This is a genomic window from Pseudomonas sp. B16(2017) (genome assembly GCF_002113205.1).
GTDB lineage: Bacteria > Pseudomonadota > Gammaproteobacteria > Pseudomonadales > Pseudomonadaceae > Aquipseudomonas > Aquipseudomonas pharyngis.
The window spans coordinates 186,737-201,746 of record NZ_NEKA01000010.1; the positions used below are offsets into that span (position 1 = coordinate 186,737).

Here is a 15,010-nt window from a genome sequence, read left to right on the forward strand (position 1 = left end):
TAAATCGCTTTCGCGGGCAAGTCGAATCGTCGCACCGCCGCTCCCACAGGGTACGGCGCTTTACTCAAAAGTTGAGCACGGCACAAAACTGTGGGAGCGGCGGTGCGACGATTCGACTTGCCCGCGAAGAGGCCCTCAATCCAGACCCAGTTTCTTGAGCCTGTAGCGCATCGACCGAAATGACAGGCTCAACCGCTGCGCCGCCGCCGTGCGATTCCAGCGGGTTTCCTCCAGCGCCTGCAAAATCAGTTTGCGCTCGACGCTTTCAAGATAGTCTTCGAGGTTGTCGATCTGGGTGAGATCGGCAACCCCGCCCTCGGCGGCGCCGTTACCTTCACTCAGGCGTAAGTCATCGGTCTCGATCGTGCGGTTTTCACATAGGGTGTGCGCCCGCTCGAGCACGTTCTCCAACTCCCGCACGTTGCCCGGGAAGCGGTAGTTTTTCAGCGCCTCGAGGGCATGGGGATGAAGGCGTGCCGCCGGCTGCCCGGTGCCATTGGCCAGGCGCTTGAGCATGTGGCCGGCCAGTGCTTCGATGTCCTCGCGACGTTCGCGCAGGGACGGCACACGCAGTTCGATCACGTTCAGCCGGTAATACAGATCCTGACGGAAACGCTCGGCAGCCACTTCCGCATCGAGGTCCTTGTGCGTCGCGCAGAGGATGCGCACATCGACCACGGTTTCCTGTTGCCCGCCGACGCTGCGCACGGCTTTTTCCTGGATCGCCCGCAGCAGCTTGACCTGCATCGGCAGCGGCAGATCGGCTACTTCATCGAGAAACAGCGTGCCGCCATGGGCCGCCTGAAACAGTCCCGGTTTATCCTCCACCGCACCGCTGAAACTGCCTTTGCGGTGGCCGAAGAACTCGCTTTCCATCAGCTCAGACGGAATCGCCCCGCAGTTCACCGGTACGAATGGCTGGCTGGCGCGCGGGCCCTGTTCGTGAATCAATCGGGCGACCAGTTCCTTGCCGCTGCCGGATTCGCCGCTGATGTAGACCGGTGCCTGGCTGCGGGCCAGTTTGTCGATCTGTTTGCGCAGATTGCGCATCGGCGGTGAGTCGCCGAGCAACCGCCGGTCGATCGAAGTGCAGACATTACCCGGCGCCGGCATGCGCAACGCCGAGCCGACCAGCTCGCGCAGGCGCGTCAGGTCCACCGGTTTGGTCAGGAAGTCGAAAGCCCCGGCCTTGAGGGCGTTGATCGCCGTTTCCAGGCTGCCGTAGGCAGTAATCATCGCCACCGGCAGTTGGGGAAAACGTTGCTGAATGTGCTGCACCAGTTCCAGGCCGGTGCCGTCGGGCAGGCGCATGTCGGTCAGGCACAGATCGAAGGTCTCGCGGTGCAGCAGCGCCTGGGCCTCTGCGAGATTGCGTGCGCTGAAGGTGTCGAGTTTCATCCGTCCCAGGGTGATTTCCAGGAGTTCGCGGATATCCGGCTCGTCGTCGACGATGAGGATTTTTTGCCGTGGGCTCGTGTTCAACTTTGTTTCCGTCCGTGAGCAAAGGTGATGCGAAAGCAGCCGCCGCCTTGGCGTGATTTGAAGTCTAGGCGCGCTTGATTGCTTTCGCACAGCTCACGGGACAGATAAAGCCCAAGGCCGGTGCCTTGGCTGCTGGTGGTAAAGAACGGTTCGAACAGGTGAGCCTGTTGATCGAGCGGCACGCCGGGGCCGTTGTCTTGCACTTCGAGCACGGCCAGCGTGCTCTCGGGGTCGATGAACAGTGTCAGCCAGACCTCGGCCGGATCGTGCAGCAGGGCGCTGTGGCGCCAGCCGTTGCGTAACAGATTGTCGAGAATCTGCGTGAGCTGGCCGGGATCCATCAACGTGCGGAAATCCCCCGGGCCGATGTGCAGATGAATGTGCTGGCGCTCGCCGGCCTGTTCGCGGCTCTCGTCGACGAACTGCTCCAGCCACGGCTTGAGATCCAGCCGTTGCGGCGCGCTCTGCTGACGGCGGGACAGTTGCAGAACGTTTTCGATGACTCGGTTCATGCGCTGGGAGTGGTCTTGAATGATCTGCGTCAGACGCCGATCCGCGCCGTCGAGTTCCTCGGATTCCTGCAACAGCTGCGCGGCATGACTGATGGCTCCCAGCGGATTGCGGATTTCATGGGCGATACCGGCAGTCAAGCGGCCCAGCGCGGCGAGTTTCAATTGCTGGGCCTGCTGGGCGATCTGGGCGAGGTCTTCGAGAAACACCAGGGTCTGGCGGTTCGGGCTCTGTTCCAGGGCGATGAAGCTCGGCTGCAGCTCCAGGCCATTGCCGGCGATTTTCAGGCTTTGCGGGCGCAGAGTCGGGTTGTTCAGCCACAGTTGCAGGCGTTCGACCAATGCGCTCGAGTGCTCATCGATCAAGTCGCCTTCAAGCTGCGTTTGTCCCAGCAAGGTCCTGGCGCTGTGATTGGCCAGTTGCACCCGGCGCTGTTCGTCGAGCACGAGAATGCCGGTGCGCATGCGTTGCAGGATCAGCGCATTGAGGGCTTCGAGCCCCACCACTTCGCTGGCGCGCTGCTCGGCCAGGTTCTCACTGACTTCGAGACGGCGCATCAATCCTTGCACCAGCAATGACGCCGCGAAGCATAGAGCGCCGAGGGTGCCGGCCTGCAGATAGTCGTTGGCGTTCAGGGGGTGGCTGAAACTCAGCAGAAAGCTGAGCCCGACGATGCCGAGGGTGGCGATGGCGGCGATCAGCAAGCCGATACGTCGTCGCAGCAAGGTGTTGCTGATGGCCACCGAAACGATCAGCAAGTTGCCAATCGCACTGGCCACACCGCCGGCCGCATAGAACACGCTGCACAGCAGCAGAATGTCGACCAGTGCCAGGCCGAACACCTGGGCCGGGCGGCGGATGTTTTCGAGGAACACCACCAGCAGGATGTTCAGCACCAGGTACAACCAGCTGCCATTGCGCAGCCACTCGTCGTTGGCCGAGGTCAGCAGGCGGTTGTCCATGTTGCTGGAGATCAGCAACACCAGGGTGATGCCGACACTTAAACGGTACAGATGATAGAGACGCAGCAGTCGCTGGGCCTGTTTGCTGTCGGCGTTGTCGGCCTCAGCGATCACTGGAACCGGGGCCTTGCTCAAGGTGAGCCTGGCTGCAATACCACTGTTGTTGAAGGTTCAGCGCGCGGTCGCGGGGCAGGTGCACGCCGCAATGGGCGCAGCGCACCATCGGCGCGGCATCCTGTTCGCGAGGCGATCGGGTGGACGAGGCGGGGGCCTTGAATTTGCGCCACAACCAGACAGCAGCGGCGATCAAGGCAATCCAGAACAGTAAACGAAGCATGATGGGCGGCTTTTCGGCTAATGATTCGGCAGTTTAGCCAAGGACCCGACAGGCGCACAGCCCAATCACACGCCGCAATAAAAAGGGAGATCCGAAGATCTCCCTTTTTGGCATCACCGCAGTGATCAGTCGAACAGACCGAAGGTCATGTAGCTGAAGATGGAACGGTCGCTGTCGCTCGACTCCGGTTCCGGCTCTTCGATCACGTCGCCGTTTTCGTCTTTCGGCTTGAGCTCGTTCGGGATCGCGTCTTTCGCGTCCTGGAACTGCTTCTGCACGTCCTGGTTGGCGCGGGTCTCTCCCGGCGGCAGCGGCGGACGGGATTCAATCAGACCCAGGGTGGCCTTGCTCAGGAACGAACGGTTGTCGGCTTCGGCAACGCGAGGCACGAACTGACCGTCCTGCAGGCTCGGGTGGTTCGGGTAGTTGAGCTTCAGGGTTTCCAGACTGGTGGCCGCCAGTTCGTCCAGATGCAGACGCTGGTAGGCTTCGGTCATCACCGCCAGGCCGTCACCGACCGATGGGGTTTCCTGGAAGTTTTCCACTACATAACGACCACGGTTGGCAGCGGCGACATAGGCCTGACGGGTCAGGTAGTAGTCGGCCACGTGGATTTCGTAGGCAGCCAGCAGGTTGCGCAGGTAGATCATGCGCTGCTTGGCGTCCGGCGCGTAGCGGCTGTTCGGGTAGCGGCTGGTCAGCTGGGCGAACTCATTGTAGGAGTCGCGGGCGGCACCCGGGTCACGCTTGGTCATGTCCAGCGGCAGGAAGCGCGCCAGCAGGCCGACGTCCTGGTCGAACGAGGTCAGGCCCTTGAGGTAGTAGGCGTAATCCACGTTCGGGTGCTGCGGATGCAGACGAATGAAACGCTCGGCAGCGGATTTTGCAGCTTCCGGCTCGGCGTTCTTGTAGTTGGCATAGATCAGTTCCAGCTGCGCCTGATCGGCATAGCGACCGAACGGATAACGCGACTCCAGAGCCTTCAGCTTGGCTGTGGCGCTGGTGTAGCTGTTGTTGTCCAGGTCCTGTTGAGCCTGCTGGTACAGCTCGGCTTCACTCAGGTTTTCGTCTACGACTTCCTTCGATGAGCAAGCAGCGGTCAATGCGAGGATGGCGATCAGCAGCAGGTGTTTCACTTGCATGGCGGCTTGCGTCCCTATGACGGCCGCTGTCTTGGGCGGGGCCGTCCTGTTATGATGAGCGCCCCGTTGAAAAGCCCCGGGGCAAAAGACGCCGTATTTAACCACAAGCGCGCAGCCGAAACCAAAGGCTGTAGCCGACGCCCAGTCCGAGCATGTCCGATAAAATTGAACTTCGCGCAGAGGTGCCGTCCGAATTGGGCGGCCAACGCCTCGATCAAGTCGCTGCCCAACTCTTCGCCGAGCACTCGCGCTCGCGCCTTTCCGCCTGGATCAAAGAAGGTCGCCTGACTGTGGACGGGGCGGTCATCCGCCCGCGCGACATTGTTCATGGCGGTGCCATCCTTGAGCTCACTGCCGAGCAGGAGGCCCAGGGTGAATGGGTCGCTCAGGATATCGAACTCGACATCGTCTATGAAGACGACGACATTCTGGTGATCAACAAGCCTGCGGGCCTGGTGGTGCACCCGGCTGCCGGTCACGCTGATGGCACCTTGCTCAACGCCTTGCTGCACCACGTGCCGGACATCATCAATGTCCCGCGCGCCGGTATCGTGCATCGTCTGGACAAGGACACCACCGGTCTGATGGTGGTGGCCAAGACCATTCAGGCGCAGACCAAGCTGGTCGCGCAGCTGCAAAGCCGCAGCGTCAGCCGGATCTACGAGTGCATCGTGATCGGCGTGGTGACCGCCGGCGGCAAGATCAACGCCCCGATCGGCCGTCACGGCCAGCAGCGCCAGCGCATGGCGGTGATGGAAGGCGGCAAGCCGGCCGTCAGCCACTACCGCGTGCTGGAGCGCTTCCGTTCCCACACCCACGTACGGGTGAAGCTGGAGACCGGTCGTACTCACCAGATCCGCGTGCACATGGCGCACATCAACTTCCCGTTGGTCGGCGACCCGGCGTACGGCGGTCGTTTCCGCATTCCGCCGGCCGCGAGCCAAACCATGGTCGAATCCCTCAAGCACTTCCCGCGTCAGGCCCTGCACGCGCGGTTCCTCGAGCTGGATCATCCGACCACCGGTGAGCGCATGAGCTGGGAATCGCCGCTGCCGGAAGATCTGGTGTGGCTGCTGACCCTGCTCAAGCAGGATCGCGAGGCATTCGTCGGATGAACTGGCTGACGCCGGACTGGCCCGCGCCGGCCAGCGTCAAAGCCTGTGTCACCACCCGCGAGGGCGGCGTCAGCGAGGCGCCGTTCGACAGCCTCAATCTGGGCGATCATGTCGATGACCGCCCGGAGGCTGTTGCCGAAAACCGTCGGCGTCTGACCGAACACTTCTCTATAAAGCCTGCCTGGCTGCAGCAAGTGCACGGGATTGCCGTGGCGCATGCGGATCCGTCCGTGGTGACCACGGCGGATGCCAGCTGGACGGCAACGCCCGGTATCGCTTGTGCGGCGATGACTGCCGATTGCCTGCCGGCGCTGTTCTGCGACCGTGCCGGCACTCGCGTTGCTGCCGCTCACGCCGGTTGGCGTGGATTGGCGGCCGGCGTGCTGGAGGCTACCCTCGACAGCCTGGATGTGCCTGCCGAAGACATTCTGGTCTGGCTCGGCCCGGCCATCGGACCGCAAGCCTTTGAAGTCGGCCCGGAAGTCCGGGAAGTGTTCATCAATCAATTGCCCGAAGCCGAGACAGCCTTTGTCCCGAGCCACAACGCCGGCAAGTTCATGGCTGACATCTATAAGCTGGCGCGGCTGCGTCTGGCGGTTCGTGGTGTCACCGCTGTTTATGGTGGCGGTTTCTGTACCGTGACCGATCCGCGCTTCTTCTCTTATCGCCGTGCATCGCGCACTGGTCGCTTCGCTTCCCTCGTTTGGCTCACCCGCTAAACTGTCTGATCTGCATCAACTGTCCCACGCTTGAATCTTCCAGAATCGACCGCATCTATAGCGGTATCTGGCAGGTTTCTTTATTCAGGATGGTTTTCAGGTCCGGCCTGCTCAAAAGGAAGGTGACCCATGCGTATAGACCGTTTAACCAGCAAATTGCAGTTGGCGTTGTCCGATGCCCAATCTTTGGCCGTCGGCCACGATCATCCAGCCATCGAGCCGGCGCATTTGATGCAAGCCATGCTTGAACAACAGGGTGGTTCGATCAAACCCCTGTTGATGCAGGTGGGCTTCGACGTCAACAGCTTGCGTAAAGAGCTGACCAAAGAGCTCGATCAATTACCGAAAATCCAGAACCCGACCGGCGACGTCAACATGTCGCAGGATCTGGCGCGTCTGCTCAATCAGGCCGACCGTCTGGCCCAGCAGAAGGGCGATCAGTTCATTTCCAGCGAGCTGGTACTGCTTGCCGCGATGGACGAGAACAGCAAGCTCGGCAAGTTGCTGCTCGGCCAGGGCGTGAGCAAGAAAGCCCTGGAGAATGCAATCAACAACCTGCGCGGTGGTGAGGCAGTCAACGACGCCAACCATGAAGAGTCCCGTCAGGCGCTGGATAAATACACCGTCGACCTGACCAAGCGCGCCGAAGAAGGCAAGCTTGACCCGGTGATTGGCCGTGACGATGAAATCCGTCGCACCATTCAGGTCCTGCAACGCCGCACCAAGAACAACCCGGTACTGATCGGCGAGCCTGGCGTGGGTAAAACCGCGATTGCCGAAGGGCTGGCCCAGCGCATCATCAACGGCGAAGTGCCGGATGGCCTGCGTGGTAAACGCCTGCTGTCCCTCGATATGGGTGCGCTGATTGCCGGCGCCAAGTATCGCGGTGAGTTCGAAGAGCGCCTGAAAGCGCTGCTCAACGAGCTGTCGAAGCAGGAAGGGCAGATCATTCTGTTCATCGACGAACTGCACACCATGGTCGGCGCCGGCAAGGGCGAAGGCTCGATGGACGCCGGCAACATGCTCAAGCCGGCTCTGGCCCGTGGTGAGCTGCACTGCGTCGGCGCGACCACGCTCAACGAGTACCGCCAATATATAGAGAAGGATGCGGCCCTCGAGCGGCGCTTCCAGAAAGTGCTGGTGGACGAGCCGAGCGAAGAAGACACCATCGCGATCCTGCGTGGCCTCAAGGAGCGTTACGAGGTTCACCACAAGGTGGCGATCACCGACGGCGCGATCATCGCGGCAGCCAAGCTCAGCCATCGTTACATCACTGACCGACAGCTGCCGGACAAGGCGATCGACCTGATCGACGAAGCGGCCAGCCGTATCCGCATGGAGATCGACTCCAAGCCGGAAGTGCTGGATCGCCTGGAGCGGCGCCTGATTCAACTGAAGGTGGAATCCCAGGCACTGAAGAAAGAAAGCGACGACGCGGCGAAGAAACGTCTGGAGAAACTCCAGGAAGAAATCGATCGCCACGAGCGTGAGTACTCCGATCTGGAAGAAATCTGGAACTCGGAAAAAGCCGAGGTGCAGGGTTCTGCGCAGATTCAGCAGAAGATCGAACAGTCCCGTCAGGAACTGGAAGCCGCGCGCCGTAAAGGCGACCTGAACCGCATGGCCGAGTTGCAGTACGGGGTGATCCCGGATCTGGAGCGCAGTCTGCAGATGGTCGACCAGCACGGCAAAAGCGAAAACCAGTTGCTGCGCAGCAAGGTGACCGAAGAGGAAATCGCCGAAGTCGTTTCGAAGTGGACCGGCATTCCGGTGTCGAAAATGCTCGAAGGCGAGCGCGACAAGCTGATGAAGATGGAAAGCCTGTTGCATCAGCGCGTGATCGGTCAGGACGAAGCGGTGGTGGCGGTAGCCAATGCGGTGCGGCGTTCCCGGGCCGGGTTGTCCGACCCGAATCGTCCGAGCGGCTCGTTCATGTTCCTCGGCCCGACCGGTGTCGGTAAAACCGAGCTGTGCAAGGCGCTGGCCGAGTTCCTCTTCGACACTGAAGAGGCGATGGTGCGGATCGACATGTCCGAGTTCATGGAGAAACATTCCGTGGCGCGGCTGATCGGTGCACCACCGGGCTACGTCGGCTATGAAGAGGGCGGTTACCTGACCGAAGCGGTACGGCGCAAGCCTTACTCGGTGATCCTGCTGGACGAAGTCGAGAAGGCGCACCCGGACGTGTTCAACATCCTGCTGCAAGTGCTGGAGGATGGCCGTCTGACCGACAGCCATGGCCGCACGGTGGACTTCCGCAATACCGTGATCGTCATGACCTCCAATCTCGGTTCGATGCAGATCCAGGAACTGGTCGGTGACCGTGAGGCGCAACGTGCGGCGGTGATGGATGCGATTTCCACCCATTTCCGTCCGGAGTTCATCAACCGGGTCGACGAAGTAGTGATCTTCGAGCCATTGGCGCGGGATCAGATCGCGGGCATTACCGAGATCCAGCTGGGCCGTCTGCGCAGCCGTCTGGCCGAGCGCGAGCTGAAGCTGGAACTGAGCCCGGAAGCGATGGACAAGCTGATTGCCGTCGGCTACGACCCGGTCTATGGCGCACGGCCGCTGAAGCGGGCGATCCAGCGCTGGATCGAGAACCCGCTGGCACAGTTGATCCTGTCGGGGCGTTTCCTGCCAGGCGAGACCGCGACCGGCGTCGTGGAGAACGACGAGATCACGTTCAACTGACGCTCGACGGTGGTGTCGTCATCAAGGCCTCGCAATGCGAGGCCTTTTTTTTCGCCAGGCTGTTGAACTCAAAGGAAAAGGCTTGTAAAGTGCGCCCCGCAGTCAGTCACCAACACGGTTTCAGCTCACTGGGCAGAAATCTGAAATAAGTTGCAAATCATTAACTTGAAAGCAATTTAGGGGGTTGACAGAGGTGTTCTAGGTTGTAGAATAGCGCGCCTCAGACACACGAACGCAGCGATGCGAAAACGATGTCGAGAAGCTGCAAGTTTCACCGTAGTAAATTGAAATGTGTAGTTCCGTGATAGCTCAGTCGGTAGAGCAAATGACTGTTAATCATTGGGTCCCAGGTTCGAGTCCTGGTCACGGAGCCAATTTCAAACCGGGGTATAGCGCAGTCCGGTAGCGCGCCTGCTTTGGGAGCAGGATGTCAGGAGTTCGAATCCCCTTACCCCGACCATTTTTGGGTCGTTAGCTCAGTTGGTAGAGCAGTTGGCTTTTAACCAATTGGTCGTAGGTTCGAATCCCACACGACCCACCATTTTTGAAACCAGGTAACACTGGGATCGAATCTTAAGATCAGAGGCCAAAAGCGCTGATCGAAGAAGGCGATCTTTGAAAGATCGCCTTTTTTTTACCGGGGTATAGCGCAGTCCGGTAGCGCGCCTGCTTTGGGAGCAGGATGTCAGGAGTTCGAATCCCCTTACCCCGACCATATTAAAAATCCTCGTATCGAAAGATACGGGGATTTTTTTTGCCCTCCGGAAATGTTTCATTCAAGTCGTCATACAACTTGCCGATAGCCCGCTAACGAAAGGGGCCTGCCGCATCAAACGCCCCTGAATTCTGCCAATACAAGAAAAAGGGCGTTCGTCATGTTGCTTCGTCAGTTGAATATTGCTCCCCGCGCCGCTCTGGGCTTTGCCCTGATCGCGTTACTGGTGGCGTTGCTTGGGGTGTTCGCGCTGGGGCAGATGTCGAGCATCCGCGACAGTGAAGTGGCGGTGGAGACCCAGTGGCTGCCGAGCATTCGTGGCGGCGACGAAATTCGCGAGATCATGCTGCGCATCCGCACCATCTCCCTGCGCATGGCGCTGGATCAGGATCCGGCCAACATCGCCACGTACCGCAGCCAGATGGACACCCGGGACAAAGAGTTGAGCGAGAAAATCGCCGCCTATGATCGACTGGTGACCACCCCGGAAGGTCAGCAGTTGTATGAACAGTTCAAGAAAACCTTTGCCGCCTACCGCACCGGGATCGCCCAGTCGTTCACCCTCGCCGAGCAGGGCAAGCGCGACGAGCTGACCAAACTGCTGCTGGTGGACATGAAAACCGTGGTCGACGGCTCCGGTAAACAACTCAACGACCTGGCGGATCTGTTCGCCCGCCAGGTCGCCGCCGAAAGCCAGAACTCTGCGGCCCACTACGAAACCTCGCGCACCATCGTGACCCTGTTTATCGCGCTGGCGGCGCTGGCCACCGTGGCTCTGGCCATGTTGCTCACCCGTAGCATCGTCCGCCCCCTGAGCGTCGCTGTCGACGCTGCTGAGCACGTCGCCAGAGGCGATCTGACCCGCCCGATCGAAACTCACGGCAACGATGAAGTCAGCCGGCTGCTCAAGGCGTTGGCAACCATGCAGCAGAACCTGCGCGAAACCCTGCAGGGCATCAGCGGCTCGGCCACGCAACTGGCGACCGCTTCCGACGAACTGAGCGCGGTCACCCATGACAGCACGCAAGGACTGCAACAACAGAACAACGAAATCGAACAGGCCGCCACCGCCGTCAACGAGATGACTACGGCGGTTGAGGAAGTCGCCCGCAATGCGGTGTCGACGTCCGACGCCACCCGCCAGTCCAGCGAATCGGCGCAGTTGGGCCAGGAACGGGTCAGCGAAACTGCCGACGCCATCAACGCCCTGGCCAGCGAAGTCGAGCACACCGGCGAACTGGTGCAATCGCTGGCCAACCAGTCGCAGGACATCGGCAAAGTGCTGGACGTGATTCGAGCGATCGCCGAGCAGACCAACCTGCTGGCGCTCAACGCCGCCATCGAAGCAGCGCGAGCCGGGGAGAGCGGGCGCGGGTTTGCGGTGGTTGCCGATGAGGTTCGCGCGCTGGCTTATCGCACTCAGCAATCGACCCAGGAAATCGAGCAAATGGTGCAGGGCATGCGCAACGGTTCGAGCCTGGCGCTGGCGTCGATGCAGGCCAGTGCCTCGCGCGCCGCCACCACGCTGCTGCTGGCCGAGCGAGCCGGTGAAGCGTTGCAGACGATCACGGCGTCGGTACACGAAATCCACGAGCGCAATCTGGTGATCGCCAGCGCCGCCGAAGAGCAGGCGCAAGTGGCGCGGGAAGTGGATCGCAACCTGGTGAACATTCGCGACCTGTCGGTGCGCTCGGCGGCGGGTGCCGATCAAACCAATGCGTCGAGCCATGAACTGTCGCAACTGGCCAATGCCCTGCAGGGCATGGTGCGGCGTTTCCAGCTGTAATCATGCAGGCGTGAAAAAGCCGCGCTTCTCGTCAGAGAAAGCGCGGCTTTGTTTTGTCGGGGAGGCTGAAAAAATCAGGCACCGTCCTGGTCTTTCAGGTGTTCGAACAGACCTTTCGGCATTTTCTTGCCGTTGGCTTCGAAATTGGCTTTGACGTTGTTGTACGCCTCTTGCTCGTCGATGAAGCCGTCGTGGTTGGTGTCGATCTTGTCGAAGTCGGACTTCGGTGCAACTTTCAGAAACTCGGCGCGGGAGACCTTGCCGTCGCCATCGGTGTCGGTCTTGGCCATCGACGCATCGCCGCATTTGCCTTCACCGCATTTGCCTTCCGGGGTTTTCACCGAGGTCTCGGCCGAAGCGACCATGTAGCCCTGGGCCAGCGGTTGCGCGGCAAACACCGAGCCGGACAGCATCAGGCCGCCGGCCAGTACGGCACCGACCAGGCCAAGGGAGTTTTTGCCGATTTTCGAAGTACGGGACATTGCATTCTCCTTCGGTTGCACAGCGCAACCACACGTTAAGGGCGATCAAGCCGGAGCAGGTGTGCTCGGGTGTGGCCATTAAGCGGTGGCGGTGTATCGCGTCTGTGTCGAGGAGCGGGGGCGTTTGTAAGCGAAGGTGGGGAAAGCGAGGGCAGATACAGTAGAAAACAAAACACCGTGAGGGCGAGCCCGCCCCCACGGTGTTTTTTACATCAGTGCAGCTTCAGGCGTGGCTCGGTGCCGCGTCCGATCTTGCTGCCGAGCATCAGCATCGCCGTGCGGAACGGCCCATAAAGCGCCATCTGGTGCATGCGGTACAGCGACACGTAGAACATCCGCGCCAGCCAGCCCTCGAGCATCACGCTGCCGGTCAGGTTGCCCATCAGGTTACCCACCGCCGAGAAACGCGACAGCGAAATCAGCGAGCCGTAGTCGGTGTACTTGTACTCCGGCAGGGTCTTGCCTTCGATGCGCAGCTTCAGCGATTTGGCCAGCAGCGACGCCTGCTGGTGCGCAGCCTGGGCCCGTGGTGGAACGTTGCGATCCGAGCCTGGTTGCGGGCAGGCGGCGCAGTCACCGAAGGCGAAGATGTTCTCGTCGCGAGTGGTTTGCAGCGTCGGCAGCACTTGCAGCTGATTGATGCGGTTGGTTTCCAGGCCATCGATGTCCTTTAGGAAACCCGGTGCGCGGATCCCGGCGGCCCAGACTTTCAGGCTCGCCTTGATTTCGTTGCCGTCGGCAGTGATCAAGCTGTCGGCGGTGACCTGGCTGACCGAGGCGTTGGTCATCACGTTGACCCCGAGTTTCTCCAGGGTCTTGTGCACCGGCCCGCTGATGCGCTCCGGCAGGGCTGGCAGCACCCGTGGCCCGGCTTCGATCAGGGTGATGTGCATGTTTTCCGGTTTGATCCGGTCCAGACCGTAAGCCGCCAGTTCATGGGCCGCGTTGTGCAGCTCGGCCGCCAGTTCGACGCCCGTGGCGCCCGCACCGACGATGGCCACGCTGATCTGCTGAACCACATCGGTCTGCCCGGCGTGGGCGCGCAGGTAGTGATTGAGCAGTTGCTGGTGGAAACGCTCGGCCTGTTTGCGGGTGTCGAGGAACAGGCAGTGTTGCGCGGCGCCCTGGGTGCCGAAATCGTTGGTGGTGCTGCCGACCGCGATCACCAGCGAGTCGTAGGGCACTTCCCGCGCCGGGACCAGCTCAACGCCGTTTTCGTCGTAGGTGGCAGCCAGCTGGATCTTCTTCTGCTCACGATCGAGCCCGCTCATGCGCCCCAGCTGGAACTCGAAGTGGTTCCATTTGGCCTGGGCGACATAGTTGAGTTCGTCTTCGGAGGAGTTCAGCGATCCGGCGGCCACTTCGTGCAGCAGCGGTTTCCAGATGTGCGTGAGGTTCGCGTCGACCAGCATGATGCTGGCGGTGCCGCGTTTGCCCAGAGTCTTACCCAGACGGGTAGCCAACTCCAGACCGCCGGCGCCGCCGCCGACAATGACAATACGATGGGACATAGGGATAGCTCGCAAGGTTTTTAAAGGAAATCGGTGTGGTTACCCGAGCGAGCGCGATGCAGCTCATAGCATCAGGTAACTGATAAATCGGCTCAACAGGCCCAGACCAATGGTCACTGCCAGCACCAGCACCAGGAGCATCCACGGCCGGAATGGCCGGCGCTCGACACGGTGTTGGGACAACTGCAGATACTCTTCGACATGCTTCTGGTCTTCGGGGTTCAGGCGGCTGGTCATAAAGGCCTCGTCAGGTAGACGTTACTGAATGAGAACACGCTACAGCGGTTTTCAACCGGGATTGAACGCAGCATAGCCACTGTCCGGGACCGGTTCGACAGACACGCCATCGTCGAGGCGAATGATCCCGCTTTGTAACACTCGCGCAGTGATTCCGCCATGCCCGCGCACGGCCTGGAACGTGCCCGGGCCGAGGTTGTTCTGCAGGCGCGCGCACGGCTGGCACCAGCCCGTGGTTTCGAAAATCGCCTGACCAATGCGAAAGCGCCGCCCCTTGAGGCTGAACAGATTGATCCCGCTTATGACGAGATTGCGCCGCAGATCTTCAGGCCTGACCGGTTGCTCGTGGGGACGGCCCATCAATGCACTGATCACGGCCAGGTGTTCGAACTGAATCAGCGTGACCTGTCGGGCGTTACGTACTCCGGGGCGGGCATGATCCCCGGTCAGTCCCGCTTCAAGGCGTGCCTCTACGGCGTCGAGCTCGATCATCGGTCCACGAGATTCAGGACGCACGCCAATCCAGCGTACGCGGCCGCTCTGCGGGACCTCGGCGATCAATTGTTGAAGCGGCGTCACAGGCTGATCCCTACATCGAACACGATGCTGCGCCCCAGGTTGCCGCGCAGAAAATCCGGGGCATCGGGATGGGCGAACAGCACCCGGGCGAACGTAGGTCCGACCAGCGACAGCGAACGCCAGCCCTGACGCAGGTATTCGGTGGGCGGCGGAAAGTGGCTGTTGAGGTCGAGCACTTCGCGTTTGAGGCTGGCGAAGGCAATGATGTCCAGCTCGCCCAGGTCCATGCCGCGTTCCTTGTAGTTGTGCGCTTTCTTGCGCAAGGTCGGCGCCAGTCTCAGCAGAAATTCATTGGCCGGAATTCGCCGTGGCTTGGCTTCACGTCGCACCAGTTGGCTGAGGGAAAACGCGCTGCGCCGACGTTGCAGCTCATCGCGCCATTCGTCGTTGAGCCGACGGCCCTCGTCGAGGACGAAAAACACCTCGAAATTGGCGTCGCGAAACAGCACGTCCGGTGGTTCCCCGGCGGGAGCGAATTCGTCGGCGCGATAAGGAATATTCAGGCCTTGCAGGAGGCGCTGGCAGACCCAACGCTCACGCTCCCATTTGCGGGCATTGGACAGGAAAGCGTTGGCTTGCTCGGCCGCAATGGTCAGCAGGCGTAAGTAATCTGAGTCATCCATAGGCCCAAGCTTAGCGTTCAATTGCGACAAGCAGAAAGCTTTGCATCGGCAGATGTCCCGCCGTGCAGGTGTAGACTTCGCCGCAGGAGCGCCAATCAAAGGAGTCTGCGGTGCGA

The 15,010-nt window shown here is 60.9% G+C and carries 13 protein-coding genes and 4 tRNA genes; 8 read left to right on the forward strand and 9 right to left on the reverse strand.

Annotated elements, in window-relative coordinates:
• Nucleotides 1-135: 135 nt before the first annotated feature.
• From CAG25_RS18850 to CAG25_RS18865, 4 genes are all read right to left on the reverse strand, one after another.
• A complete protein-coding gene (locus CAG25_RS18850; protein WP_085612622.1) occupies nt 136-1,482 on the reverse strand; it encodes a sigma-54 dependent transcriptional regulator in 1,347 nt (448 codons plus the stop codon).
• Nucleotides 1,479-3,068, reverse strand: a complete 1,590-nt coding sequence (locus tag CAG25_RS18855; protein ID WP_085612623.1) for an ATP-binding protein — start codon at nt 3,066-3,068, stop codon at nt 1,479-1,481. Before CAG25_RS18855 ends, CAG25_RS18850 begins: the two co-directional genes overlap by 4 nt.
• Entirely contained in the window at nt 3,058-3,291 is a 234-nt protein-coding gene (locus CAG25_RS18860) for a PP0621 family protein (RefSeq protein WP_039771683.1), read from the reverse strand. Before CAG25_RS18860 ends, CAG25_RS18855 begins: the two co-directional genes overlap by 11 nt.
• A 125-nt stretch (nt 3,292-3,416) precedes the next feature.
• Nucleotides 3,417-4,433 carry an outer membrane protein assembly factor BamD gene (locus tag CAG25_RS18865; RefSeq protein ID WP_007959566.1) on the reverse strand — a complete coding sequence of 339 codons (1,017 nt, stop codon included), beginning with the start codon at nt 4,431-4,433 and terminating at the stop codon, nt 3,417-3,419.
• 152 nt (nt 4,434-4,585) lie between these two features.
• Between CAG25_RS18865 and rluD the strand changes: the two genes are divergently transcribed.
• The 8 genes from rluD (at nt 4,586) to CAG25_RS18905 (ending at nt 11,462) form a co-directional block, all read left to right on the forward strand.
• The gene (rluD, locus tag CAG25_RS18870) at nt 4,586-5,548 is read left to right on the forward strand and encodes a 23S rRNA pseudouridine(1911/1915/1917) synthase RluD (protein WP_011335991.1); all 963 of its coding nucleotides are present in this window, start codon (nt 4,586-4,588) and stop codon (nt 5,546-5,548) included.
• Nucleotides 5,545-6,267 carry a peptidoglycan editing factor PgeF gene (gene pgeF, locus CAG25_RS18875; protein WP_085612624.1) on the forward strand — a complete coding sequence of 241 codons (723 nt, stop codon included), beginning with the start codon at nt 5,545-5,547 and terminating at the stop codon, nt 6,265-6,267. Before rluD ends, pgeF begins: the two co-directional genes overlap by 4 nt.
• Before the next feature lie 129 nt (nt 6,268-6,396).
• Entirely contained in the window at nt 6,397-8,961 is a 2,565-nt protein-coding gene (clpB, locus tag CAG25_RS18880; protein ID WP_064382092.1) for an ATP-dependent chaperone ClpB, read from the forward strand.
• Between the two features lie 298 nt (nt 8,962-9,259).
• A tRNA-Asn gene (locus CAG25_RS18885) sits at nt 9,260-9,335 on the forward strand.
• A gap of 9 nt (nt 9,336-9,344) precedes the next feature.
• Nucleotides 9,345-9,421 (forward strand) — tRNA-Pro (locus CAG25_RS18890).
• Nucleotides 9,422-9,426: 5 nt separating this feature from the next.
• A tRNA-Lys gene (locus tag CAG25_RS18895) sits at nt 9,427-9,502 on the forward strand.
• Nucleotides 9,503-9,599: 97 nt separating this feature from the next.
• Nucleotides 9,600-9,676, forward strand: a tRNA-Pro gene (locus CAG25_RS18900).
• 160 nt (nt 9,677-9,836) lie between these two features.
• The gene (locus CAG25_RS18905) at nt 9,837-11,462 is read left to right on the forward strand and encodes a methyl-accepting chemotaxis protein (protein ID WP_085612625.1); all 1,626 of its coding nucleotides are present in this window, start codon (nt 9,837-9,839) and stop codon (nt 11,460-11,462) included.
• Between the two features lie 74 nt (nt 11,463-11,536).
• On the opposite strand, the gene CAG25_RS18910 is transcribed toward CAG25_RS18905, so the two are convergent.
• The 5 genes from CAG25_RS18910 to CAG25_RS18930 all read right to left on the reverse strand — a co-directional run bounded on the left by CAG25_RS18910 (nt 11,537) and on the right by CAG25_RS18930 (nt 14,894).
• Nucleotides 11,537-11,944: a hypothetical protein gene (locus CAG25_RS18910; RefSeq protein WP_007959573.1), complete on the reverse strand. Its 408-nt coding sequence runs from the start codon at nt 11,942-11,944 to the stop codon at nt 11,537-11,539.
• Between the two features lie 212 nt (nt 11,945-12,156).
• On the reverse strand, nt 12,157-13,455 hold the full coding sequence (locus CAG25_RS18915) for an NAD(P)/FAD-dependent oxidoreductase (protein ID WP_064599500.1): 1,299 nt from the start codon (nt 13,453-13,455) through the stop codon (nt 12,157-12,159).
• 63 nt (nt 13,456-13,518) lie between these two features.
• Nucleotides 13,519-13,692 carry a DUF3094 domain-containing protein gene (locus CAG25_RS18920; protein WP_085612626.1) on the reverse strand — a complete coding sequence of 58 codons (174 nt, stop codon included), beginning with the start codon at nt 13,690-13,692 and terminating at the stop codon, nt 13,519-13,521.
• Between the two features lie 51 nt (nt 13,693-13,743).
• Nucleotides 13,744-14,271 carry an MOSC domain-containing protein gene (locus tag CAG25_RS18925; RefSeq protein ID WP_085612627.1) on the reverse strand — a complete coding sequence of 176 codons (528 nt, stop codon included), beginning with the start codon at nt 14,269-14,271 and terminating at the stop codon, nt 13,744-13,746.
• The gene (locus CAG25_RS18930; protein ID WP_007959580.1) at nt 14,268-14,894 is read right to left on the reverse strand and encodes a DUF1780 domain-containing protein; all 627 of its coding nucleotides are present in this window, start codon (nt 14,892-14,894) and stop codon (nt 14,268-14,270) included. The genes CAG25_RS18925 and CAG25_RS18930 overlap by 4 nt, the downstream gene beginning before the upstream one ends.
• Between the last annotated feature and the right edge of the window lie 116 nt (nt 14,895-15,010).

Coding starts and splice junctions, on each gene's coding strand:
- rluD (WP_011335991.1), top strand. CDS start 4,586: ATGTCCGATAAAATTGAACTTCGCGCAGAGGTGCCGTCCGAATTGGGC.
- CAG25_RS18930 (WP_007959580.1), bottom strand. CDS start 14,894: ATGGATGACTCAGATTACTTACGCCTGCTGACCATTGCGGCCGAGCAA.
- clpB (WP_064382092.1), top strand. CDS start 6,397: ATGCGTATAGACCGTTTAACCAGCAAATTGCAGTTGGCGTTGTCCGAT.
- CAG25_RS18915 (WP_064599500.1), bottom strand. CDS start 13,455: ATGTCCCATCGTATTGTCATTGTCGGCGGCGGCGCCGGCGGTCTGGAG.
- CAG25_RS18860 (WP_039771683.1), bottom strand. CDS start 3,291: ATGCTTCGTTTACTGTTCTGGATTGCCTTGATCGCCGCTGCTGTCTGG.
- pgeF (WP_085612624.1), top strand. CDS start 5,545: ATGAACTGGCTGACGCCGGACTGGCCCGCGCCGGCCAGCGTCAAAGCC.
- CAG25_RS18920 (WP_085612626.1), bottom strand. CDS start 13,692: ATGACCAGCCGCCTGAACCCCGAAGACCAGAAGCATGTCGAAGAGTAT.
- CAG25_RS18910 (WP_007959573.1), bottom strand. CDS start 11,944: ATGTCCCGTACTTCGAAAATCGGCAAAAACTCCCTTGGCCTGGTCGGT.
- CAG25_RS18905 (WP_085612625.1), top strand. CDS start 9,837: ATGTTGCTTCGTCAGTTGAATATTGCTCCCCGCGCCGCTCTGGGCTTT.
- CAG25_RS18865 (WP_007959566.1), bottom strand. CDS start 4,433: ATGCAAGTGAAACACCTGCTGCTGATCGCCATCCTCGCATTGACCGCT.